Annotated in this window: 21 protein-coding genes; 5 read left to right on the forward strand and 16 right to left on the reverse strand. The window is 70.5% G+C overall.

Annotated features, from left to right (window positions below; all coding sequences use genetic code 11):
* Nucleotides 1–33: 33 nt before the first annotated feature.
* The 11 genes from FB471_RS04455 to FB471_RS04505 all read right to left on the reverse strand — a co-directional run bounded on the left by FB471_RS04455 (nucleotide 34) and on the right by FB471_RS04505 (nucleotide 11,527).
* On the reverse strand, nucleotides 34–783 hold the full coding sequence (locus FB471_RS04455; RefSeq protein ID WP_141996067.1) for an amidohydrolase family protein: 750 nt from the start codon (nucleotides 781–783) through the stop codon (nucleotides 34–36).
* On the reverse strand, nucleotides 780–1,658 hold the full coding sequence (locus FB471_RS04460) for an amidohydrolase family protein (RefSeq protein ID WP_141996068.1): 879 nt from the start codon (nucleotides 1,656–1,658) through the stop codon (nucleotides 780–782). Before FB471_RS04460 ends, FB471_RS04455 begins: the two co-directional genes overlap by 4 nt.
* Nucleotides 1,655–2,779 (reverse strand): mandelate racemase/muconate lactonizing enzyme family protein, encoded by a 1,125-nt coding sequence (locus FB471_RS04465; protein ID WP_141996069.1) that lies wholly within the window; start codon nucleotides 2,777–2,779, stop codon nucleotides 1,655–1,657. The genes FB471_RS04460 and FB471_RS04465 overlap by 4 nt, the downstream gene beginning before the upstream one ends.
* Nucleotides 2,767–3,537 carry an amidohydrolase family protein gene (locus FB471_RS04470; RefSeq protein WP_141996070.1) on the reverse strand — a complete coding sequence of 257 codons (771 nt, stop codon included), beginning with the start codon at nucleotides 3,535–3,537 and terminating at the stop codon, nucleotides 2,767–2,769. Before FB471_RS04470 ends, FB471_RS04465 begins: the two co-directional genes overlap by 13 nt.
* Nucleotides 3,534–4,277: a creatininase family protein gene (locus FB471_RS04475; RefSeq protein ID WP_246076235.1), complete on the reverse strand. Its 744-nt coding sequence runs from the start codon at nucleotides 4,275–4,277 to the stop codon at nucleotides 3,534–3,536. The genes FB471_RS04470 and FB471_RS04475 overlap by 4 nt, the downstream gene beginning before the upstream one ends.
* Nucleotides 4,274–5,272, reverse strand: coding sequence for a Gfo/Idh/MocA family protein (locus FB471_RS04480; RefSeq protein ID WP_141996071.1), 999 nt, complete (start codon nucleotides 5,270–5,272; stop codon nucleotides 4,274–4,276). Before FB471_RS04480 ends, FB471_RS04475 begins: the two co-directional genes overlap by 4 nt.
* A complete protein-coding gene (locus FB471_RS04485; protein ID WP_141996072.1) occupies nucleotides 5,269–6,861 on the reverse strand; it encodes a dipeptide ABC transporter ATP-binding protein in 1,593 nt (530 codons plus the stop codon). Before FB471_RS04485 ends, FB471_RS04480 begins: the two co-directional genes overlap by 4 nt.
* Nucleotides 6,862–7,030: 169 nt before the next feature.
* A complete protein-coding gene (locus tag FB471_RS04490) occupies nucleotides 7,031–7,876 on the reverse strand; it encodes an ABC transporter permease (protein ID WP_141996073.1) in 846 nt (281 codons plus the stop codon).
* Nucleotides 7,873–8,835 carry an ABC transporter permease gene (locus tag FB471_RS04495; protein ID WP_141996074.1) on the reverse strand — a complete coding sequence of 321 codons (963 nt, stop codon included), beginning with the start codon at nucleotides 8,833–8,835 and terminating at the stop codon, nucleotides 7,873–7,875. The genes FB471_RS04490 and FB471_RS04495 overlap by 4 nt, the downstream gene beginning before the upstream one ends.
* 196 nt (nucleotides 8,836–9,031) lie before the next feature.
* Nucleotides 9,032–10,603 carry an ABC transporter substrate-binding protein gene (locus FB471_RS04500; protein WP_170220701.1) on the reverse strand — a complete coding sequence of 524 codons (1,572 nt, stop codon included), beginning with the start codon at nucleotides 10,601–10,603 and terminating at the stop codon, nucleotides 9,032–9,034.
* A 114-nt stretch (nucleotides 10,604–10,717) separates the two neighbouring features.
* On the reverse strand, nucleotides 10,718–11,527 hold the full coding sequence (locus FB471_RS04505; protein ID WP_246076236.1) for an IclR family transcriptional regulator: 810 nt from the start codon (nucleotides 11,525–11,527) through the stop codon (nucleotides 10,718–10,720).
* Between the two features lie 673 nt (nucleotides 11,528–12,200).
* Between FB471_RS04505 and FB471_RS04510 the strand changes: the two genes are divergently transcribed.
* The 3 genes from FB471_RS04510 (at nucleotide 12,201) to FB471_RS04520 (ending at nucleotide 14,711) form a co-directional block, all read left to right on the forward strand.
* Nucleotides 12,201–12,425, forward strand: a complete 225-nt coding sequence (locus FB471_RS04510; protein ID WP_141996076.1) for a hypothetical protein — start codon at nucleotides 12,201–12,203, stop codon at nucleotides 12,423–12,425.
* A 128-nt stretch (nucleotides 12,426–12,553) separates the two neighbouring features.
* Complete coding sequence (locus FB471_RS04515; protein ID WP_141996077.1) at nucleotides 12,554–12,862, forward strand: hypothetical protein; 309 nt, start codon at nucleotides 12,554–12,556, stop codon at nucleotides 12,860–12,862.
* A gap of 466 nt (nucleotides 12,863–13,328) precedes the next feature.
* A complete protein-coding gene (locus tag FB471_RS04520) occupies nucleotides 13,329–14,711 on the forward strand; it encodes a YibE/F family protein (protein WP_246076237.1) in 1,383 nt (460 codons plus the stop codon).
* A 59-nt stretch (nucleotides 14,712–14,770) separates the two neighbouring features.
* Here the strand turns inward: FB471_RS04520 and FB471_RS04525 are convergent, their stop codons facing one another.
* Together FB471_RS04525 and FB471_RS04530 are read right to left on the reverse strand one after the other, a co-directional pair.
* Nucleotides 14,771–15,445, reverse strand: a complete 675-nt coding sequence (locus tag FB471_RS04525; RefSeq protein ID WP_141996079.1) for a hypothetical protein — start codon at nucleotides 15,443–15,445, stop codon at nucleotides 14,771–14,773.
* A complete protein-coding gene (locus FB471_RS04530; RefSeq protein ID WP_142001584.1) occupies nucleotides 15,442–16,116 on the reverse strand; it encodes an MBL fold metallo-hydrolase in 675 nt (224 codons plus the stop codon). The genes FB471_RS04525 and FB471_RS04530 overlap by 4 nt, the downstream gene beginning before the upstream one ends.
* A 137-nt stretch (nucleotides 16,117–16,253) precedes the next feature.
* On the opposite strand from FB471_RS04530, the gene FB471_RS04535 reads away from it, so the two are divergent.
* Together FB471_RS04535 and FB471_RS04540 are read left to right on the forward strand one after the other, a co-directional pair.
* Complete coding sequence (locus FB471_RS04535) at nucleotides 16,254–17,105, forward strand: peptidylprolyl isomerase (protein ID WP_141996080.1); 852 nt, start codon at nucleotides 16,254–16,256, stop codon at nucleotides 17,103–17,105.
* 7 nt (nucleotides 17,106–17,112) lie between these two features.
* Nucleotides 17,113–17,916, forward strand: coding sequence for an aminotransferase class IV family protein (locus FB471_RS04540; RefSeq protein ID WP_141996081.1), 804 nt, complete (start codon nucleotides 17,113–17,115; stop codon nucleotides 17,914–17,916).
* Between the two features lie 7 nt (nucleotides 17,917–17,923).
* On the opposite strand, the gene FB471_RS04545 is transcribed toward FB471_RS04540, so the two are convergent.
* From FB471_RS04545 to FB471_RS04555, 3 genes are all read right to left on the reverse strand, one after another.
* Nucleotides 17,924–18,703, reverse strand: coding sequence for an enoyl-CoA hydratase/isomerase family protein (locus tag FB471_RS04545; protein ID WP_141996082.1), 780 nt, complete (start codon nucleotides 18,701–18,703; stop codon nucleotides 17,924–17,926).
* A 28-nt stretch (nucleotides 18,704–18,731) separates the two neighbouring features.
* The gene (locus tag FB471_RS04550) at nucleotides 18,732–21,083 is read right to left on the reverse strand and encodes a RelA/SpoT family protein (protein WP_141996083.1); all 2,352 of its coding nucleotides are present in this window, start codon (nucleotides 21,081–21,083) and stop codon (nucleotides 18,732–18,734) included.
* Between the two features lie 91 nt (nucleotides 21,084–21,174).
* On the reverse strand, nucleotides 21,175–21,693 hold the full coding sequence (locus FB471_RS04555; RefSeq protein WP_141996084.1) for an adenine phosphoribosyltransferase: 519 nt from the start codon (nucleotides 21,691–21,693) through the stop codon (nucleotides 21,175–21,177).
* Nucleotides 21,694–21,703 lie beyond the last annotated feature (10 nt).

Below are 21,703 nucleotides of genomic sequence, written 5' to 3' on the forward strand. Positions count from 1 at the left end.
CATGTTCGACTCACTGTCAAATGCCACCCGCTGTCAGTGCCGTCGGCGAAGGAGAGCGCACACGGTGGCGCCGAGGACGGCGTCGCGGGCGGGGGCCTCCAGCGGCCACTCGCGTAGCTTTCCCAGCTCCGCGGCGGGCACCGTGTACGGGGAGTCGGTGCAGAAGACCAGCCGGGCGGTGCCGATGTCCGGGTCGGCGGCGAGCCCGCCGAGCACCGTGTCCCATGGCGCGTAGCTGGTGTCCGCGTACAGGTTCGGCGCGTACCGCAGGGCCGGGGCGGCGTCGATCCAGAAGTCGGTGGCGCCGCTGCGGCCCATCACGAAGTCCACCGCGGGATGCCGGCGGGCCAGGCTCGCCAGTGGCAGCGGCAGCGCGCTCGGCGGCGTCCCGGTGCGCACGTACACCGGCCACCCGGACGTCGCGGCGAACGCCAGCAGTGGGTCGGCCAGCCCGTCGAGCAGGTCGAAGCCCTGCAGCACCGGGTCCAGCGCCAGCGCGACCGCCCCGGCCTCGCGGGCACGGGCCAGCTCGGTGAGCGCGGCGGCACCACGCCACGGGTTGGCCACCGCGTACGCCAGCAGCCTGCCACCGGAAGCCGCGGCCGCGGTGGTCGTCAACTCGTTGCCCTCGGCGTTGTACACGGCGATGTGCCGTTCTCCAGGGCAGACCAGGGCCTTGTCGATGCCGAGATAATCCATTGTGGACAGTAGGGTGGCCGGGTCCAGCTCGACCTCGCGGCCGGGGCCGACGCGGACATGGGCGTCCACCACGGGGCCGGTCATGGCCGGCTCGCGGTCAGGCCGAGCGCGCCGAGCGCGTCCGCATGGATGATCTCCTCGATCGCCCGCTCCGGTACGCGCGGCAGGGCGGTCCCGGCAAGGATCTCGTTCACCCCGCGCAGGCCGGCCATCGCCTCCCCCGTGCCGGCGATCGGGAAATCGCTGCCCAGCAACAGTTTCGCCGTACAACCCCATTCCACCGCGGCCAGCAGGGACTGGTAGCACACCCACGGTCGCAGGTAGATCGAGGACACGTCCGCGTACACGTGCGGGTGCTTGCGAATCGTCACCACGGTCTCGGTCGCCCACGGATGTCCCATATGTGCCAGCACCATCCGCAACGCCGGGAAGCGCAGGGCGATCTCGTCGGCCACCAGCGGATGGGTGTAGCGCAGCGGGGCGTGCCGGATCGGTGACGCGCCCTGGTGGAACAGGATCGGCAGGGCGTGCCGCTCGCAGTAGGCGTAGAACGCCAGCGCCCGATCCGCCAGCGGGTCGAAGTCCTGGTAGTTCGGCGCCAGCTTCACCCCGGCCAGGCCCAGCTCCCGGCAGCGCTCGGCCTCGGTGAACGCCCCGGCCTCCAGCGGATTCACCGAGAAGAAGCCGATCCGGGCCGCCGGGTCGGCCGCGACGAACTCGGCGGTGGCGTCGTTCGCGCGTTCCGCGGCGTAGGGCAGCCCCGTCATCCGCTCCGGATCCGCCACCGCGATATTGAACACGATCACCACGTCCGCCTTCGCGGTCGCCGCCGCGAAGTCCGCCCAGGAGTTCGTGGTGGTCACCGCGCGGTCGGTGCGCCAATGCGAGTAGCTCCGCCGCGCACCGGTGGGTACCGGTTCCCGATGGGTAGGGGTATGCGTATGCACGTCGACGATCACCGGAACCTCCGCAACAGGTCGTCCCTCGGCCGGACGCCGAGGCCGGCGCCGTCGCCGAGCCGCGCCAGCACCCCGTCACTGTCCAGCGGGCAGTCCAGCACGTCCTCGGCGTAGTAGTGCGCGCCGATGATGTCCGAGGGCAGGCCGGTACTCAACGCGGGCAGTGCGCAGGCGACCTGCAACTGCGCCGCCGCCCCGAGCCCCAGCTCACCGTTCGACCCGATCAGCACCTCGATGCCGAACGCCTCGGCCAGCGCGGCCAGCGCCACCGCCCTGCCCGGCCCGCCTGCCTTACCGACGTAAATGCTCACCACATCCGCCGCACCGGCCCTGATCACCCTGATCAGGTCGGGCCTGCCGAATACCGACTCGTCTGCCACCACCGGCAGCCCCTGCGCGCGCAGGGCGGCCATGCCGTCCAGGTCCTCGGGCGCGACCGGCTGCTCCACAAAGGACAGATCCGCACCGGTCAGCCCGCGTAGCGACTCCCGTGCCTGCGCCCGGTTCCAGCCACCGTTCGCGTCCACGCCCAGCACCGCGCCGGCCCCGGCCAACCCTCGTGCCCGCAGCACCCTGGCCACGTCCGCCTCGACGCCGAGGCCCACCTTCACCTTGAACGAGCGGAATCCGGCCGCGGCGGACGCGGCGTACGCCCGATCGAGCTCGGGGCCGTCGCCGGAGAGCGAGATCTTGATCGGCACCTGCCGCCGGTACGCCCCGCCGAGCGCCACCGCGAGCGGCACGTCCAGCGTGCGGGCGTAGACGTCCCACAGCGCGGTCGCCAGACCCGCCTTGGTGAACGGGTTTCCGGCCAGCAATCCGTCCACCAGCGATTCGAGCGCGCCGACCGGTGCCAACCGCCTGCCGAGCAGCGCGGGTCCCAACAACTCGGCGATGAAGTGCCGCGCACTGGAACCGTCTTCGCCGCTCCACAGCGGAGTGGCGCTCACCTCGCCGTAGCCCTCGATCCCCTCGCTGGTGACAACCCGCACGAGCAGGAAGTCCGAGCGCGCGTGGCTTCCCTTGGCCCCGCGCACCACCAGCTCCGGCCTGGCCGGCAGGCTGACCGGCACGGTCTGCACCGCGGTCACCCTGACCCCCGCCGGGTTCACGATTCCCACCCAGCCCGCTCCAGCAACCTGCGCGGGTTGTGCACCAGCATCGCCTCCCGTTGTTCCGTGCTGATCCCCCAGCCGTCTACCTCGCGAATCCTGGCCACCGCGTAGTCCTGGCCCGGCCGTCCGGAAAGGCCCGCGTCGGTGCCGAACAGCACCTTCTCGCTCGGCGCGCCCGCCAGGATGCGCCGGGCCGCGTACGGCGGGGTCCCGCACAGGCACAGGTAGAGGTTGGGGGTCTCCACGGTGACCGCCAGCGCCTCCCGCCAGCAGTCGTGCAGCCCGCCGTGCCCGAGCACCACCGGCAACCGCGGGTGCCGCCGCGCCAGCGCCGCCAACTGGGCCGGGGTGGAGTACGGTGGGGTCCCGTCGTGCGCGAGCAGGATCCCGCCGGCGTCGACGACCTCCTCGCACACCGGGTCAAGAACTGTCTCGTGTGGACTGAACCCGTGCAGCCATGGATGCAGTTTCAACCCGCCGAGGCCAAGCTCGAGAAAGCAGCGTCGCGCCTCCTCCGCGGCTCCCGGACGGCGCGGATGCACCGTACCGTAACCGACCAGCCGGGCGGGATGCGCGGAGACGAAGGCCGCGAGCTCGTCGTTGGCCGAGGGCTCCGGATCGAAGAGGCCGTCGTGCGCGAGCACCACTGCCACCTCGACGCCCGCGCCGTCCATGAAGTCGAGAAACGCCCCCGGCCCGAAGGTGGCCCCGGTGAGCCAGCTCGCCGTGCGCCAGGCCGGGGCATGGGTATGAAAGTCGATCATGCGCGCCCGGCCAGCTCGACCAGCCGGTCGGCCAGTGTCCGAACACAGTCCTCCAGCCAGCTCCGGCCACGCTCGGCCGAGGCACGTCCCGGGTGGTCGGTGTAGCCGTCGATGAGCAGCCAGCCGGCGGCCTCGTGCAGCTCGAGCCCGGGCGACACCGGAAGGGGCTCCGGTCCCTGCCTGGTAGGCGGATCGATCACCAGATCCGGCCGCAGCCACGTCAGCATCGACGTCTCGAACTCCCCCGCGTGACCGGGGATCTCCGGCGCGGGCGCCAGCAGTTCCCAGTAATGCACCACGGCGACGGTCGGCCCGTGCCGCGCGGCCACCGCCGAGGCCGCGGCGTGGCAGACCCCGCGGTTGCCCCCGTGCCCGTTCACCAGCACCATCCTGCGGCCACCCGCCTGCACCACCGAACGGGCCAGGTCGGCGAGCACCGCGATCGCGGTCTCCACCGAGAGCGAAAGGGTTCCGCCGAAGGGCAGATGGTGCTCGGATGCCCCGAACGGCAGGATCGGGGCCAGCACCAGCGGTCGCGGCGAGCGCGGGCAGGCCGCGAGGACCGCGCGTTCGGCGACCGTGCCCGCCAGCAGGCCGTCCGTACCGGTCGGCAGGTGCGGGCCGTGCTGCTCGGTCGCACCGATGGGCAGTACGACCAGCGCGTCCGGCAACAGCTCGCGGAGCCTGCCGCGGGTGCAGTCGGCCCAGCGGAACATCCCGGTCTCGTCGTACTCGTTCATCCCATCGACTCCCGTGCCAGCCAGGCGATCCGTTCGCTGAGTTCCAGGGCGGCGAGCCCGTCGGCCAGGTCCGGCGTGGGCACCGGCCACTCGCCGGTGATCAGGTCCACGAAGCGCCGCACCTGCCGGTCGAAACAGCGGGTGACGCGATCGGGCTCGAAGTCGACATCCTCCACACCATCCACTGTGTCCAGACGAAGGCGGAAGGTCCGCCCGTCCAGAAGCACGTGCCCCCGGTCGCCGAGCACATCGAGCTCGCAGCGGGGCAGCGCGCCGGTCAGCCAGCCGAACTCGGCGAGCACCACCGTGCCGTCCGAGTAGGCCAGCCGCGCACCGCACAGGTTGGGGCCGCTCAACCCGGGCCTGGTGCGCAGTGCCCAGGCGTCCTCCACCCGCTCGGGCTCACCGCCGAGCAGGAAGCGGCACCAGTCGAGCACGTGCGCGCCCTCGTGCACCACGGGCATGCCGTGTGCCAGCGTGGACTCGATCCGCGCGGCGTGTGCCGGATCGGCCGCGTCCCTGCGCTCGTCGTAGACATGCGCGCGCACCAACAGCGGCGCGCCCAGCCGCCGGCTCGCGATCCACTCCCGCAGCAGCTCCAGTGCCGGGTCGTGCCGGTAGGCAAGGCCGACCTGCACCCGCTTGCGCAGGGTGGCTGACAGGTTCATCAGCCGCGCGGCCTCCCGTGCCGAGGTGGCGACCGGCTTCTCCGCCAGCACGAACCGGCCGGCGCGGGCCACCCGCTCGACCAGGTGCGGGGTCACCCAGGGCGGGGTCGCCAGAACCACCCCGTCGATGGCGCGATCCTCGAGTGCCTCGGCCAGCTCGGCATAGGCGGGGACGCTCGCCCGCAACCGGGCGAGATCCCTGCGGGCCGGCACCGGATCCACCAACGCCGTGAGCTGGACATCGGGGTTGCGCAACAGCGCGGGGAGGTGCGCGGACAGCCCGATGTCACCGAGTCCGGCGAGCGCCAGCGCCACCCGCTCACTCATCGACTCACCCCCGGCCGCGGGACGGCGGCGAGCAGCGCGCGGGTGTGGGCGTGCTCGGGTTCGGCGAAGATGCGTTCCCTGCTACCGGACTCGACGATCCGGCCGCGGTGCATCACCGCGAGCCGGGGCGCGAGGTACCGGACCACGGCGAGGTCGTGCGAGACGAACAGGTAGGTCAGGCCGAGCCGCCGCTGCAACTCGCGCAGCAGGTCGAGGATCCGTGCCCTGGTGACCACGTCCACCGCGGACACCGCCTCGTCCAGCACGAGAAAACTCGGATCCAGCGCGATCGCCCGCGCGATGTTCACCCGTTGACACTGGCCACCGGACAGTTCCCGTGGATAGCGGGTGCCGACCGTGGCGGCCAGCCCGACCAGGTCGAGCAGCTCGGCCACTCGGCCGCGGCGCGCCGGTTTCGTCATCCGGGTGTGCACCCGCAGCGGCAACCCGACGATCTGCTCCACCGTCTTGCGCCGGTTCAGCGAGCCCACCGGGTCCTGCAACACCACCTGCATCTCCCGGCGCCGTTGCCGCGGGTCCGCGCCGGTGAGCGGGTCCAGTGGCGTGCCCGCGTAGCGCACCCGGCCCGCGGTCGGGGTGTCCAGCCCGAGCAGGAGTTGGGTCAGGGTGGACTTCCCGCTGCCGGACTCGCCGACGAGGCCGAGGGTCTCACCGCGCCGGATGGCCAGCGACACCTCGTCCACCGCGCGCACCCCGGTGCCGAAGACCCGGGTCAGGCCGATGGCCTCGATCAGCGGGTCACCCTCCTCGATGGCCCCGGATTCGGCGGGGCCGGTGTCCAGGGTGATCGCCGCGCCGAGAAGTTGCCGGGTGTAGGCATGCGCGGGCGCGGACAGCACCCTGGACACCGCGCCCGACTCCACGATCCGCCCCTCGCGCATCACCTCGATCCGCCGGCAGAACGCCGCGGCCACGGCGAGGTCGTGCGTGATCAACAGGACCGCCATCCCGTGCCGCCGCGCCAGCGTGTCCAGCAGCCGCAGGATCCGGGCCTGCGTGGTCACGTCCAGCGCGGTGGTCGGCTCGTCGGCGATCAGCACCTCCGGTGCCCGGCAGACGGCCATCGCGATCATCACCCGCTGGCGCATGCCACCGGAGAACTGGTGCGGGTAGTCGCCGACCCGGCTGGCGGGGTCGGCCACGCCGACCTCACCGAGCAGCTCCACGGCCCGCGCCCGGGCCCGCGCGGTCGGCAGCGGCTCGTGTGCCCGGATCGCCTCGACGAGCTGGCTGCCGATGGTGCGCACCGGATTGAGACAGGTGAACGGATCCTGGTAGATCATGGCCAGCCGGGCGCCCCGGATCCGTTCCAGCTCCCGCTCGCGCGCGGCCAGCAGGTCCGTTCCGTTCAGCAGCACCCTGCCGCCGGTGACCTCGGTGGGCTCCGGATTCAGCCGCGAGATCGAGAGCGCGGTGAGTGTCTTGCCACTGCCGGACTCGCCGACCAGCGCGGCCCGTTCGCCCCTGCGCAGGACCAGATCGACCCCGTGCACCAGCCCTCGGGTTCCGCCCCGGTGCCGGACCCCGATGGCGAGCCGCTCGACCCGCAACACCTCGGGCGCGCTCATGCTCTCTCCTTCACGGCTCTGCGCGCATCCTCGACCGTGTCGACAGGGCGCCACTCACGGCCCAGCGCAAGGGCACCACAGCATGCGCCCCGCCGCCCCGATAGCGGGGCCTTCGGCCGGGGGCGCGCGCTGTGGTCGCCATGGGCGCCGCGACTTGACGCAGGGCAACTCATGCTCCACCCCGGTGCAGCACCCGGCGCAACTGGTCCCCGAAGACGTTCAGCGCACCGATCGCGGCGATGATCAGCAGTGCGGGCAGCAGGGGGTACCACAACGACTCGTACAGTCGCCGGTACCCGGCATCGAGCAGGGTTCCCCAGGACGCGTCCGGGGGCTGAACGCCGAGCCCGACGAAGCTGAGTGTCGCCTCCAGCATCAGGGCCGTGGCGAGGTTCAACGAGGCCTGTGCCAGCAGCGCGGGTGCCGCGTTGGGCAGTACCTCGCCGAACAGAACACGCACCCGCCGCACGCCGACGGCGCGTAGCGCGTGCACGTACTCCGAGGCCAGCTCGGCCAGCACCGCCGAGCGGGCGATCCTGGCGGTGAGCGGCGCCATCAGCAGCCCGGCGACCACCGTCATGGCGACCAGGTCGGACCCCAACGCGGCCACGAACACCAGCGCGAACAGCACGATCGGGACGGCCAGTGCGGCATCGGCAAGGCGCATCAGCACCTCGCCGTGCCATCGTGGCGTAGCCGCGGCGAGACCCCACGCCACGCCGAGCGTCATGGCGATCACGGTGGCGCCCGCGGCGACGCCGAGCGAGATCCGCCCGCCGTAGGCCACCCTGGACAGCAGGTCCCGGCCGAGTTCGTCGGTGCCGAACGGGTGCGCCGGCGAGGGTGCGGCGAAGGCGTCCCGGGGATGGATCTCGGTCGGCGAGGCGAGCACGATCGGCGCGAGCACCGCGAGCAGAACGAGGAAGCCGAGTACGGCCAGCGAGGCCACCGCCGCGGGCCGGGACAGCAACGGGCCGGCGGAGGCCGGGGCGGTCGAGGAGGTCGAGGAGGTCACCGTCTCGCCTCCCCTACCCGCAGCCGCGGGTCGAGCACCCCGTACAGCAGGTCGACCAGCAGGTTCACCAGCACGAACACCGCCGCCAGCAGCAACACCGTGCTCTGGATGACGGCGTAGTCGCGCTTGTACACCGAGTCCACCAGCAGCGAGCCCAGCCCCGGCCAGCGGAACACGTACTCCACCGCGACCGCGCCGGAGAGCACCGCGCCGGTGGTGATCCCGAGCGAGGTGAGGGCCGGCAGCATCGCGTTCGGGAGGATGTGCCGCAGCACCACCACGCGGCGCCGCAACCCCTTGCCGACCGCCGTCCGCACATGCCTCGCTCCCTCCACTTCGGACAACTCGGCGCGCAGGTACCTGATCAGCGGCGCGGACAGCGCGATGCCGAGGGTGAGCGCGGGCAGCAGCAGCGCTCGCAGATTGGTGAGCAGGTTCTCCGCCGGTGCCACGTATCCCTCGTTCGGCAGGATGCCGATCCGCACGCTGAAGATCGCGACCAGCACGATGCCCAGCACGAATGGTGGCGCGGCCATACCGAGTGTGGTGTAGCCGTCCACGAGCCGGCCGAGCCCGCGGCTGCGCAGGACGGTGGGCAGCACGGACAGCGCCAGCGCGAGCAGCACGGCGAGCACCATCCCGGCCAGCGTCAGCTCGAACGTGGGCAGCAGCCGCTGCCCGATGATCTCCTCGACCTCGAACTGGCTGAAGTAGGACCTGCCGAGCTCGCCGTGCAGCACTCCGATGATCCACTGCCAGTACTGCACCGGGATCGGGTCGTCCAGGCCGAGCTCGGCCCGCAACGCGGCCAGCGCGGCTGGGTCGACGTTCTGTGCCGCACCCACCCTGGCGACGGTCGGATCCCCCGGCAGCAGCCGGAGAACCACGAAAATCAGGATCGAGACGAGCAGCAACATCAGTGCGCTCACGCCGAGGCGCCGCAGCACGTACCGGATCATAGGCCCCTCCTCCGCGGCTCCGCGCGCGTCCGCGATCGTGTCGACGGGGCGCCCGGCACGACCCGGCGCATGGCCACCAGGGCACGCGCCCCGATAGCGGGGCCTCCGGCCGAGGGCGCGCCCTGTGGTCACCGTGACGGCCGCGGGTTGACCCAAGGGGTGTCATAGGCCCTCCCTGCCGACCGCCACGGAGCCGCTATGCGGCGAAGCCCGCCTCCTCGAGGTGCACGGTTCCCTCGGCCTGCACCCAGAGACCGCGCACGTTCTGCTGGGCTACCGAGAGGAACGCCGTACTGCCGACGACGATGATCGGGCTTTCCCGATTGAGGATCCGCTGTGCCGTGGTGATGGCGGTGTCCAGCTCCGGACCCTCGGCGCTGGACTCGATGGTCGCCACGGCCTGGTTGTACTCCGCGGGAGCGGACCAGTTGCATTCGCAGGTGCCCTGGTCGGCGAACCACGCGAGGGAGTAGCTTCCGGGCAACGGGGTGAACGAGAGGTAGTTCGCGGCCAGTGTGCCGGGATATCGCTTACCCTGCGGGTAGAACTTGGCTGACCAGGTGCTGGTCTCCGCCGTCTGGATGTCCAGCGTGATCCCGATCTTCGCCAAGTCCTGCTGGAGGATCTCGCCGATGGTCGTCCATTCCGGATCGCTGCCAGACTTGGTCCAGAAGGTCAGCGTGCTCCCCTCGGTCACCCCGGCCTCCGCGAACAGTTCTTTCGCCTTGTCCAGGTCGAACTGGTGCGCGGGCAGGCCCTGCTCGTAGTGCTCGTTGTTCGGGTTGACCACCACATTGGCCGGGGTGGCGATGCCGTATCCCGCGTAGCCGGCGTCCATCATGGACTCCCGATCCGCGGCATAGGACAGCGCCTGCCGCGCCACCGGGTTGTCGAAGGGTGGCGAGGTGGTGTCCAGCTCCCACACCACGTAGCTCGCCGGTTCCTCGGCGGTGAGCAGTTGCCGCCCCTCGGTGGCCAGACCGGCAGCCGAGTCCGGCGCGACGGCGGCCAGCACGTCCACCTCGCCCGAGCGCATTGCGGTCTGTGCGGCGGTGGCGTCGGCGTAACGCACGATCGTGACCTCGTCCAGGTGCGGCCGCTCGCCCCAGTAGTCCTCGTTGCGGACCAGCTCGACGGTCTGGTCCGGCACGAAAGCGCGCAACTCGTACGGCCCGGTACCGTTGCCGTTGCGATCCACGTTGGCGATGTCGTCGACGTCGCTCATCTTCACGTCCACGATCGCCGCGGGTAGTTGCGGATTGGGCCGCTCCAGCTCGAGCACCAGCGTGGTGTCGTTCTCGGCGGTGACCCGGGACACCATGTCGATCTTCGTCGCGACCTGTGCGGGTACCTCCGGGTCGAGCACCCGCTCGAAGTTCTTCTTCGCCTCGGCCGCGGTGAACGGCTTACCGTTGTGGTACTGGACGCCGCTGCGCAGGTTGAAGGTCCAGCTGGTGAAGTCGGGTGAGTGTTGCCAGGACTCGGCGAGATCGGGCTGCGCGGTGTTGTCCGGCGCCCACGTGGTGAGGCCGTTCCACAGCAGGGTCTGCAGCTGCGTCTGCGCCGCGCTGGCGATCGTGTTCGGGTCGAGCTGCGCCACGCCGCTGGTCTGGCCGAACACCAGCGTGCCGCCTTCGGCCACCGGCCCCTGTTCGGCCTGCGCGGTCGGCGACACCGCTGGTTCGGTCGGCGCCCCGCTGTCGCAACCGGCGCTCGTGGCGACCAGCGCGAGGCCGAGGCACAGCGCCCCGATTGTCCGGTTGCCCACGCCCACCTCCCGGCTCTATGAGCAGGTTGTTCGCGCGATCCATCGCTATTTCGAAAATAGCTTTCTCAACCGGAAGATATTAGGACCGGTGGTCAGGCCCGCGCAAGACTCTGATCAGGGGTGTCCTTCGGTCCCTCGGCAGCAGCCGAGTTCCGCCGAGATCTCCCGCCCGTGCCTGACCACCAGATCCGCCGCGACGGACAGCCGGCGAACGGCGAGATCCTTCGCGAACCCGGTCACCCCAATGGAGGCGGCCACCCCGCCGTCGGAATCGAAGATCGGCGCGGCGACGCAGGCGATATCGGCCTCTTCCTCCTCGTCCTCGAGGGCGTACCCGCGATCCCGGACCTTGGCGAGCTGCGCACGCAACGCCCGGGAGGTCGCCTTGCGGGCTTTCGGGCCCATCCCCTTGGACAGCCGGGTGAGCAACGGGGCGAGCGCCTCGTCCGGCAGGTACGCCGCGATCGCCCGGCCCAGCGCCGTGAGGTCGAAGGGCGACACCTTGCCCGGGTAGGTGTCGAACTGGATGAACCCGGAGGTCGCCGCCTTGGCCACGTACACCACGGACGCGCCGTCCAGCACGCCGAGGTGCGCGGGCATGTTCAGCTCGTCGGCGACCAGGCGCAGATGCGGTTGCGCGACCGCGGCAAGATCGTCCTTGCGGATCAACGGGGCGGCCAGATCGTAGAGCCGCAGGGTGGGGCGCCAGAAGTGGCTCCGCCCCACGACCCGACGCGCCGCGTACCCGCGAGCCTCGAGCGTGTAGACGATCGAGGCGCAGGTCGCCAGCGGGATGCGGGTGTCCCGGGCAAGCGCGGTCAACGTCAGACCGTCCTCGGCCGCGACCAGCGTTTCCAGCACCGTGAGCGTGCGGTCGACCGCGGGCGAGGCGGGCTTCGCGCCGGCCTCCTCGTGCACTGTCACGCCGTCACCTCGCAGCAATCCGTTCGGATACCCGGATACGTCTTCAGTATGCCGATAATACTGCCGACGCTACCGGCATGCCGCTCACCTCCCCACCACCGCCCACCGTGTTTGCCGCCCACGCGCACGCGTTGGCCATTCATATACGCGAGTTTGCTCCCACGTGCGTGAGTTTGCTGCTCACGTAACCGTGTTGGCCATTCATGTAACCGAGTTTGCCGTTCGCGTTGGCGAGTTTGCCATGCACGGGGAAGAGATGGGTGAATGCGGGAGACGGGGCAACTCAGGGTTGGGTCTCGGGCACACCTTCGGCACCCCGTGAAGCACTGGCGCACCCCGCATCACCCCCGGCAGACCTGCTCACCAACGCCAACACCCCACAGAACGACACTCCCCACCCCACCGACCACCCCGATCGTTTCGAACGCACATTCGGGTGAATATCGATCGACAGCGTCGACTCCACCCCATTCTGCCGAGCATCTCGATATCATTGGGCGTGGAAAGATACCGATCCGATCCACATACGGATTCTCCGGACGAGGACAAAACCCCCCGGAGACATACTGGATACTTTGGAAGCCAACGAGCGGGTGATCGCTCAAGCCGAGACGCGGAGGGCGGTGATGCTACTGGCCCGGTTCGCCCAGGAAAGTGGGGTCCGGAGTCGGTAGTGAAGGAAGTGGCCGGGCAGGTGCGGTGGACCCCACACCGGGTCGAACGCACCCTCGCCCTGGGGCTCGACCCCACCACCCGCCTACCGCGCACCCTGGCCGCCTCCCAAGCCGGGATGATCGACCAGGACCGGGCACGGGCCGTGTCCGAACCCACCGCCGTGCTGTCGGATCAGCAGGCGGCGGAAAGTGGACCGACGCATCGCCACCAAACTGGCGGGTAAAGACCCCACGCAGGCGCGGCGCGCGGCACGGCAACAGGCACCGGCCGTCGACCCCGAGAGGGCCGCCCAAGCGGGCACGAGCCCGGCGGGAACAACGGTCGCTGGACTTGGCGCACCAGGAAGATCGGGTGTCCACCCTGATGGCCGACCTACCCACCGAGGTCGCCACCGCCATCTACGCCCCCTGCGACCGCATCGCCCGACAACAGCGGCGACAGGGAGACAAGCGCACCCTGAAGCAGTTACGGGCGAACGTGCTCACCGACCTCGCCCTACGCGAGGACGGCACCACCCGGGCGCCCCGCACCGAAGTGTTCCTCTACCTCGCCGCCAGTTCACTGCTGGAGTTGGATAAGCAACCCGGGTACCTGGCCGGGCACGGGCACATCCCAACCGCACTGGCACCCGAACTCACCTCCCGACCCGACAACGTGTGACGCCGCCCGCTGACCGACCCCACCACCGGCCACCCCACCGACCTCGGACGCACCCGATACCGACCCACCGCCGCACTGGACGAGTCCGTACGAGAACGCGACCGGGAATGCCGAGACATCGGATGCCACCCACCCACCCAACCCTGCCAAAACGACCACACCACCGGATGAACCCAAAGCCACACCACCAACGCGAAGGAGTCGGTCGGCTACCGCGAACAAGACCACCACCTCAAAAACCTACCCGGATGGGGATGGACCTACGACGTCATCGACGGCACACCCACCATCACCACACCCCACAGAGACACCCACCCCAACCCCTCCACAAACCCCTCACCCCAACGAACAAACACGACACCCCACCCTTCTGAGCGCGAAATCGCCCATGCGCGGCAACCATCCGGATCCGTGCCGGACGCGGACCCAGGCGCGTCGGCGCGGTGGCATCCAGGAAGATGGCCCGGTGCCCCGCGACATCGCTGACGACGAAACCGGGCCCATCCGCCGGGTACCGCCTGAGGCAGCGCAGCGCAGGCGGCGAGCACCGACCGGGCCACGACCGGACCGGACACCGTCCAAGGATCCGGACGAGAAACCGGCAGAGCGAGAGCCGGTCACGCCGCAGCAAACCGGACACGGCCACGGACACAGCCATGGGCACGGGCCGACGCCGCCGACCTCGCGGCGGGTTCGTCAGCTGCTGACCGCGCTACTGGCGCCACTCGCGCTGGCGACGCTCGTCGGGATGGTGTTGCTCTACCCCTGGGGGCAGGAAGGCCCGGACAGTGCGATCAACTCGGGCACGCCGGTCGACGGGGAGGTGACCGCGACGGCGGTCGGCCCCTGCCTCGCGCCCGGCGAGGTGCAGGTGGGCCAACCAGCACCGGCTCCGGGCGAGGATCAGTGCCTCACCGTCGACGTCCACCTCACCGACGGGCCCGCCGCGGGTCAAACCATCCGCAAGGTCGTCCCGGTCGAGCCGAGCACACCCCGCTTCGGTGCCGGTGACCAGGTGGTGCTCGCCTTTACCGGGGCGGATGCCACCAGCCCCGATTCCTACCAACTGCGTGACTTCCAGCGTGAGCTGCCACTCGCCCTGCTCGCCGCGCTCTTCGCCGCCGCCGTACTGGTGCTCGGCCGGTGGCGTGGGCTGGCCGCGTTGGGCGCGCTCGTGCTGAGCTTCGTCGTGCTGGCCATGTTCGTCCTGCCCGCGATCCTGGCAGGCGAGAACCCGCTGCTGGTCGCCATCGCGGGCGCCGGGCTGATCATGTTCGTGGCCCTCTATCTCACGCACGGATTTTCCGCGCTCACCTCGGTGGCGGTGCTCGGCACCCTGGTCAGCCTCACCCTCATCGGCATCATCTCCGCGATCTTCTCCGCGGCGGCCGAACTGACCGGCCTGGACGAGGACACCACTTCGCTGATCGCCGCACTCGGGCACGGGATCGACGCCCGTGGCCTGCTGCTGGCCGGCGTGGTCATCGGCGCGCTCGGCGTGCTCGACGACGTCACGGTCACCCAGGCCAGTTCGGTCTGGGAACTGCGCAGGGCGAACCCGGCCCTCGGCTGGCGCGAACTGTACGCGGCCGGCCTGCGGATCGGGCGCGACCACGTCGGTTCGGCGGTCAACACCCTGGTCATGGCCTACGCCGGGGCCGCGCTTCCGGTGCTGCTGGTCTCCCAGCTCTCCGGAGTCGGGCTGGGTCCCATCCTGGGGTCCCAGGACATCGCCCAGGAAATCGTCCGCACGCTCGCGGGCAGTATCGGCATCGTGGCCGCCGTGCCGGTCACGACCCTGCTGGCCGCCCTGATCGCCAGCCGCGAGGTCGCGCCAACCCCGCGCTGACCCCAACGTTCACAACAGTCACAGCAGCCTCGACCTCGCGCCCCGAGGCGACCGCACGGTCACTCCAGGGTCGTCACGAACCGGCTGACCGCCTCCATGGTGAACCGCTGAGCGAACTTGCCGGAGGGCGCGGCCGAGGCCAGCCGGTACAGCGGCCGGTCCGCGGCGCCGTCCCCGCGAGCATCCGACTTCAGCTGCGCCACCAGCAACTCCGCGAACACCATGCCGTTGGCCTCGATGTTGTTCACCAGCGCGTCGGCGAGCCTGCGCAGGGTCAGCACGCCCAGCTCCCTGCCGCCGGTCCCCGAGTACACGGCCAGATCGATCTTGACCGTCTGCCCGCGCTGGCCCGCGTTCACCAGCAGGCTCACCGTACGGGTGCCGCGCACATCCGTGACCAGCAAGTCGATCCGCTGCGCCTCGACCAGATCGATCCGCCGCGACCGCCAGGTCCGCACGATGACCGCCTTGCCCTCCAGCCACACCTGCCTGCGCACGTTGAACATCACCACGTACAGCAGGGGCAGCCCGATCACCGCCGCCGTGACCAGCCCGGCCACCTGACCACCGATCAGACCGGCAAGCCCGCCGAAGGCGGCGGCGAAGATGAGTACGCCGATCAGACCGGACCAGCCCCGGCGACGCCGCAGCCGCGGATCGTCGTTGGACAGGGCCAGCCGTTCCGGCTGCGCCCCCGATCCACGTTCGGCAGGTTCCGGCGTCGAGTCGCTCATCGTTCTCCCACTTCCGGACCCAAGAAGAACGGGTTGGTCCTGCGCTCCTGGCCGATCGTGCTGCTCGGCCCGTGGCCCGGTAGCACAACGGTGTCATCGGTCAGCACGGACAGCTTGGTACGCAACGAACACGCCAACGCGGCCGGATCACCACCCGGCAGGTCGGTCCGCCCCACCGAACCCGCGAACAGCGTGTCCCCGGTCAACACCAGTTGCCCGCCCTCGGCGCTGTCCACGCGAAAGAGCACCGACCCCGGGGTGTGCCCCGGCACGTGGTCCACGGTGATGCGCAAGCCCGCCAATTCGAGCACGCCCTCGTCGAGTTCGGTCACCTCGGCGGGCTCGGTGAGCTGTACCGATTCGCCGAACGCGGCGGCCAACTCGGGGCCGAGGCCGGCGAGCGGGTCGGAGAGCAGCACCCGGTCCTCGGGATGGATCGACACCGCGACGCCGTAGGTGTCGGCCACCACGGCCGCGGAGTACACGTGGTCGAAATGTCCGTGCGTGGCCAGCACGGCGACCGGGGTCAGCTCGCGTTCCCGCAAGGCCTGCTCGACCCGGTCCACGGCGCCCTCACCAGGATCGACGATCACAGCCTCGCGGCCCGCGGCGGTGGCGAGGAGGTAGCAGTTGGCTTGGAAGGCACCCGCCGGAAACCCGACGACAAGCACGAAACCCTCCTCGATATTCACCGTGACAAGCTGTTTCGCCTACCCTATCGGCCCCTGTACGGGGTCCTAACAGGCTGTGCCCATAGACTGCGGCCACCCGGGACGTGTGAGATGTCGAGTGGAATCTGGGAGGGCAGGTGCCGACCAACCAGCAGCGCCGCGAAGCCGCGAAGCGGAAGCTCGAACGACAGCTTGCACGCAGGGCGGAACGGGCGAAGCGACGCAAGATCGTCGGGGTCGGGGTCACCGTCGGCGCCGTGGTGATCGTGGCCGGACTCGTGGTGTTCCTAGCCACCAGGGGCGGCGAGGACGCGGCGGCCGACAACCCGCCGACCAGCTCGCCCGAGCAGCCGCCGGTGCAGATCCCCAGCGAGCGGGCCCCCATGCCGGAGCGCACTGAGGCGCTGCCGAATCCGGTCAGCTGCGAGTACCCCGAGGAAGAGGGGCAGACAGCCAAGACCGCGGAACCGCCGAACGGCGGGGACGTCCCGTCCGCGGGCACCGTGAACGTGACCGCGCAGACCACCGCGGGCGACATCCCGCTCACGCTGGACCGCGCGCTCGCGCCGTGCACGGTGAACAGCTTCCTGAACCTGGTCAAGCAGGACTTCTACACCGGAACCGAATGCCACCGGCTGGGCACCCGAGGCCTGCAGATGCTGCAGTGCGGCGACCCGAACGGCGACGGCAGCGGCGGGCCCGGCTACACGATCCCGGACGAGAACTTCCCCGAGCTGAGCTACGGCCGCGGCATCCTGGCGATGGCGAAGACCCAGGCCCCGAACAGCGGCGGCAGCCAGTTCTTCATGGTCTACGGTGACGCGCAGCTTCCGCCGGAATACACGGTGTTCGGCAGCATCGGTGACCAGGGCCTCGAGGTGCTGGACAAGGTAGCCAAGGACGGTATCGACCAGAGCACGGCCGGCCAGGACGGCACCGGCAAGCCGAAGACCCAGGTGAAGTTCACCGGCGCGACCATCAACTCGTGACCAACTCGTGACCGCACCACGCAGGGCCGAGATCAACGGCTCGACGGCCACGGCCGAGCAGTTGGCGCTGCCCGCACTGGTCAACTACGGGCATTTCACCTCCATGCAGGTGCGCGCGGGCCGCGTCCGCGGCCTCGCGCATCACCTGCGCAGGCTGGTGGACGCCACCCGGTTGCTGTTCGGGGTCGAGCTGGACACCGAGCCCGTCCGCAACCAACTGCGGCAGGCGGTGGCCGGGATGGACGCGGTCTCGGCCAGGGTCACCGTCTTCTCCAGCAGGCTGACCGCGCGGAACCTCGCGGGGCAGCTGGAGCCGGACGTGCTGGTGACCACCGGCCCGCCGAGCGAGCCACCCGCGGAGCCGCTGCGCGTGTGTGCCGTGGAGTACCAGCGGTTCCTGCCGGAGATCAAGCATGTCGGCACCTTCGGCCTGATGTACCACCGCCGCGCGGCGCAGCAGGCCGGGTTCGACGACGCCCTGTTCCGCACCGGGGCCGGGCACGTCAGCGAGAGCACGATCTGGAACGTCGGGTTCTTCGACGGCGACACGGTGATCTGGCCGCAGGCCCCGATGCTGGACGGGATCACCCAGCAGTTGCTCCGCGAGGGGCTGCGGCGGCTGGGGGTGCCCACCGAGACCCTGGCGCTCACCCTGCCCGAGGCCAAGCAGCTCCGGTCCGCGTTCTTCGCCAACTCCAGCGCGCCGGACGCGCTACTGGCTTCCATCGACGACACCGAGCTGGCCGTCGACCCGGAACTCGGCGAGTTGCTGCGGGCCGCCTACGAGGCCACCCCGCTGGAGGAGATCTGAGTCGCCGTCACCGGTAGGTGAACGTGGGCGTACGGCGCTCCAGGAAGGCCGCCACGCCCTCCGCGTAGTCTTCCCCGTGCACCGCGGCCAGCCGGATGGCAGCGACCTCCTCATCGCTGTCCTGGTGGCCGGCGAGGATCTTCTCGACGATCCGGTTCATCCCGCGGACCGAGGCCTGCGAACGCGCACACAGCGTGCGGGCGAACTCCAGCGTGTCGCTCTCCAGTTCCTCCGCGGCGAAGACCTCGTTGACCAGCCCGATCTCCCGCGCCCGTGCGGCGTCGATCAGCTGGCCGGACAGCAGGAAGTACCGGGCATGCGCCGGACCGACCAGTGCCACCAGCTGGCGGGTGGACAGGAAGTCGTAGACGATGCCCAGCTTCGCGGGGGTGATCCCGAACCGCGCGCCGGCCGCGGTGAACCGGAAGTCGCAGGCAACCGACAGCTGGCAGCCGCCGCCGATGCAGTTGCCGCGGATCATCGCCACGCTCGGCTTCCGCATGCCGGTGAGCGCCCGCACCGTGGCCTCGACGGCCTCGTCGTAAACGGCCGCGCCCTCGGCCGAGGAACGCAGGGCGCCGAACTCGCTGATATCGGCGCCCGCGGAAAAGTCCTGCCCGGCCCCGGTGAGCACCAGGACCTTGATCTCCGGATCATGCTCGACCTCGGCGACGATACCGGGAATGGCCGACCACATGCCATGTGTGATGGCGTTCTTCTTCTCCGGCCTGGCCAGGGTCAGCCGCGCGATCTCGCCTTCGACTGAGAACAGGAGCCCATCGGTCACCGCCCCACCGTAGGGGAGGCCCGCCGGGTCACGAGGCGGAGGTGACGCGGTACACGTCGTACACGCCCTCCACGTTGCGCACCACCTTCAGCACGTGCCCGAGGTGCTTGGGGTCGCCCATCTCGAAGGAGAACCGGCTGACCGCGACCCGGTCCCGGGAGGTGGTCACCGAGGCGGACAGGATGTTCACCCGCTCGTCCGCGAGCACCTTGGTCACGTCGGAGAGCAGCCGGTGCCGGTCCAGGGCCTCCACCTGGATCGCCACCAGGAACACCGAGGACTCCGACGGCGCCCACTCCACCTCGACCAGCCGCTCCGGCTGGGAACGCAGGTCGTCGGCGTTGGTGCAGTCGGTGCGGTGCACGCTGACCCCACCACCCCTGGTGACGAAGCCGAGGATCTCGTCGCCGGGCACCGGGGTGCAGCAGCGGGCCAGCTTGGCCCAGACATCGCTCGCGCCCTTGACGACCACGCCCACGTCGTTGGAGCCGCGCCTGCGGGTGACCGTGGAGGGGGTGGAGCGCTCGGCCAGCTCCTCCTCGGCCTCCTCGACGCCGCCGATCAGCGCGACCAGCCGCTGCACCACGTGCTTGGCACTGGTGTGCCCCTCGCCGACCGCGGCGTACAGCGAGCTGATGTCGGCGTAGCGCAGCTCGGCGGCCAGCGCTCCCATCGAGTCCGCGGAGACCAGCCGCTGCAGCGGCAGCCCGACCTTGCGGACCTCCTTGGTGATCGCCTCCTTGCCGCTCTCGATCGCCTCGTCCCTGCGTTCCTTGGCGAACCACTGCCGGATCTTCGCGCGGGCCTTCGGCGAGCCGGCGAACTGCAGCCAGTCCCTGGTCGGCCCCGCGCCCTCGGCCTTCGAGGTGAACACCTCGACGACCTCGCCGTTCTCCAGCTTGCGCTCCAGTGCCACCAACCTGCCGTTGACCCTGGCACCGATGCAGCGATGGCCGACCTCGGTGTGCACGGCGTAGGCGAAGTCGACCGGGGTCGAGCCGACGGGCAGGGTGATCACGTCGCCCTTCGGGGTGAACACGAAGATCTCCCTGCTGGCCAGCTCGTAGCGCAGGGACTCGAGGAACTCACCCGGATCGGCCGCCTCCCGCTGCCAGTCCAGTAGCTGGCGCATCCAGGCCATCTCGTCCACGTCCACGGCGTTGCCAGGATGGTGACCGTGGGTGCCACGACTCTCCTTGTAGCGCCAGTGCGCCGCGATGCCGTACTCCGCCGTGCGGTGCATCTCGTAGGTACGGATCTGCACCTCGAGCGGCTTGCCGTCCGGCCCGATCACCGTGGTGTGCAGTGACTGGTACACGCCGAACCGCGGCTGGGCGACGTAGTCCTTGAACCTGCCGGGCATGGGCTGCCACAGTGCGTGCACCACGCCCATCGCCGCGTAACAGTCCCGGACGTCCTCCACCAGGATCCGCACCCCGACCAGGTCGTGGATGTCGTCGAGATCGCGGCCGCGGACGATCATCTTCTGGTGGATCGAGTAGTAGTGCTTCGGCCTGCCCTCGACCCTGGCCTTGATCCGCGACCCCTCGAGCTGGGTGGTCAGCTCGTTGATCACCCCGCGCAGGTAGGTGTCCCTGGACGGGGCCCGGTCGGCGACCAACCGCACGATCTCGTCGTACTTCTTGGGCTGCAGGATGGCGAACGCGAGGTCCTCCAGCTCCCACTTCACGGTGGCCATGCCGAGCCGGTGCGCCAGCGGGGCCAGCACCTCGAGGGTCTCCTTGGCCTTACGGGCCTGCTTCTCCGGCGGCAGGAAGCGCATGGTGCGCATGTTGTGCAGCCGGTCGGCGAGTTTGATCACCAGCACCCGGGGGTCGCGGGCCATGGCGATGACCATCTTGCGGATGGTCTCCGCCTCGGCCGCGTGGCCGAGCTTCACCTTGTCCAGCTTGGTGACCCCGTCCACCAGCTCGCCGACTTCCTTGCCGAACTCCTCCTTGAGCCGGTCGAGGGAGTACTCGGTGTCCTCGACGGTGTCGTGCAGCAGGGCCGCGACCAGCGTCGTGGTGTCCATGCCCAGCTCGGCGAGGATGGTCGCCACGGCGAGCGGATGGGTGATGTAGGGATCTCCGGACTTGCGCCGCTGCTCCCGGTGCAGTTCCTCGGCGACATCGTAGGAACGCTGCAGCAACCCCAGGTCGGCGCTGGGATGCAACTCCCGGTGCACCGCTGCCAGCGGCTCCAGCACCTGCTTCACCGAGGCGGCGCGCTGGGCTGTGATCCGGCGGGCCAGCCGGGCGCGCACCCGGCGGGTCGCCGAGGGCGCCCTGGTCGCGGCGCCGTTCGTGGCGGGCTGGGTCGTGCCGGCAGGGGGTGCCTCGGAGTGGCCAGCCACCACGGAATCGAGCTCCTGGCTCACCCGCACCTCCAACTGCTCGGGCGGTCTCTGATCCCCCAGCCTAACTCGCGGGGCTCAGTCGCCGTGCCGGGACGCCGCCTGACGCCGCCGGCTAGAGGGTGCGCAGGGCGTGCACGGGAACATCGGGCAGCTGATTGCGGCCGCCGAGCACGGCCAGTTCCAGCACCACCGCCACGTCGGTGACCACGGCACCCACCTGGTCCAGCAGGGCACAGGCCGCGGCGGCCGTACCGCCGGTGGCGAGCACGTCGTCGATCACCGCGACCCGCCCCCCGGCCCGCACCGTCCCGGCCGGCAGCTCGAGGGTCTCCGTGCCGTACTCGAGCTGGTAGTCGATCCGGCCCGCCACGGAGGGCAGCTTGCCCGGTTTACGCACCAGGGTGACCCCGATACCCCGGGCGTAACCGAGGGCGGCGGCCAGCAGGAACCCGCGGGACTCCACGGCGGCGAGCGACTCGACCTCGGGGGCGAGTCGCTCGCCGAGCGCGTCCACCACCGTGGCGAAGCCCGCCGCCGTGCCGAACAGCGGCGAGAGATCGCGGAACAGGACCCCGGGCTCGGGGAAGTCCGGAACCTCCTCGATCAGGTCGAGCGCGTCCTCAAGGCGCATGTCGCCGTAC

It is taken from the genome of Amycolatopsis cihanbeyliensis (genome assembly GCF_006715045.1).
Taxonomy (GTDB): Bacteria; Actinomycetota; Actinomycetes; order Mycobacteriales; family Pseudonocardiaceae; genus Amycolatopsis; species Amycolatopsis cihanbeyliensis.

What these genes read in the sequence shown, in the direction of transcription:
- FB471_RS04455 (WP_141996067.1), bottom strand. Translation starts at nt 783, where the DNA reads ATGACCGGCCCCGTGGTGGACGCCCATGTCCGCGTCGGCCCCGGCCGC.
- FB471_RS04475 (WP_246076235.1), bottom strand. Translation starts at nt 4,277, where the DNA reads ATGAACGAGTACGACGAGACCGGGATGTTCCGCTGGGCCGACTGCACC.
- FB471_RS04495 (WP_141996074.1), bottom strand. Translation starts at nt 8,835, where the DNA reads ATGATCCGGTACGTGCTGCGGCGCCTCGGCGTGAGCGCACTGATGTTG.
- FB471_RS04555 (WP_141996084.1), bottom strand. Translation starts at nt 21,693, where the DNA reads ATGCGCCTTGAGGACGCGCTCGACCTGATCGAGGAGGTTCCGGACTTC.
- FB471_RS04525 (WP_141996079.1), bottom strand. Translation starts at nt 15,445, where the DNA reads ATGAGCGACTCGACGCCGGAACCTGCCGAACGTGGATCGGGGGCGCAG.
- FB471_RS04485 (WP_141996072.1), bottom strand. Translation starts at nt 6,861, where the DNA reads ATGAGCGCGCCCGAGGTGTTGCGGGTCGAGCGGCTCGCCATCGGGGTC.
- FB471_RS04480 (WP_141996071.1), bottom strand. Translation starts at nt 5,272, where the DNA reads ATGAGTGAGCGGGTGGCGCTGGCGCTCGCCGGACTCGGTGACATCGGG.
- FB471_RS04470 (WP_141996070.1), bottom strand. Translation starts at nt 3,537, where the DNA reads ATGATCGACTTTCATACCCATGCCCCGGCCTGGCGCACGGCGAGCTGG.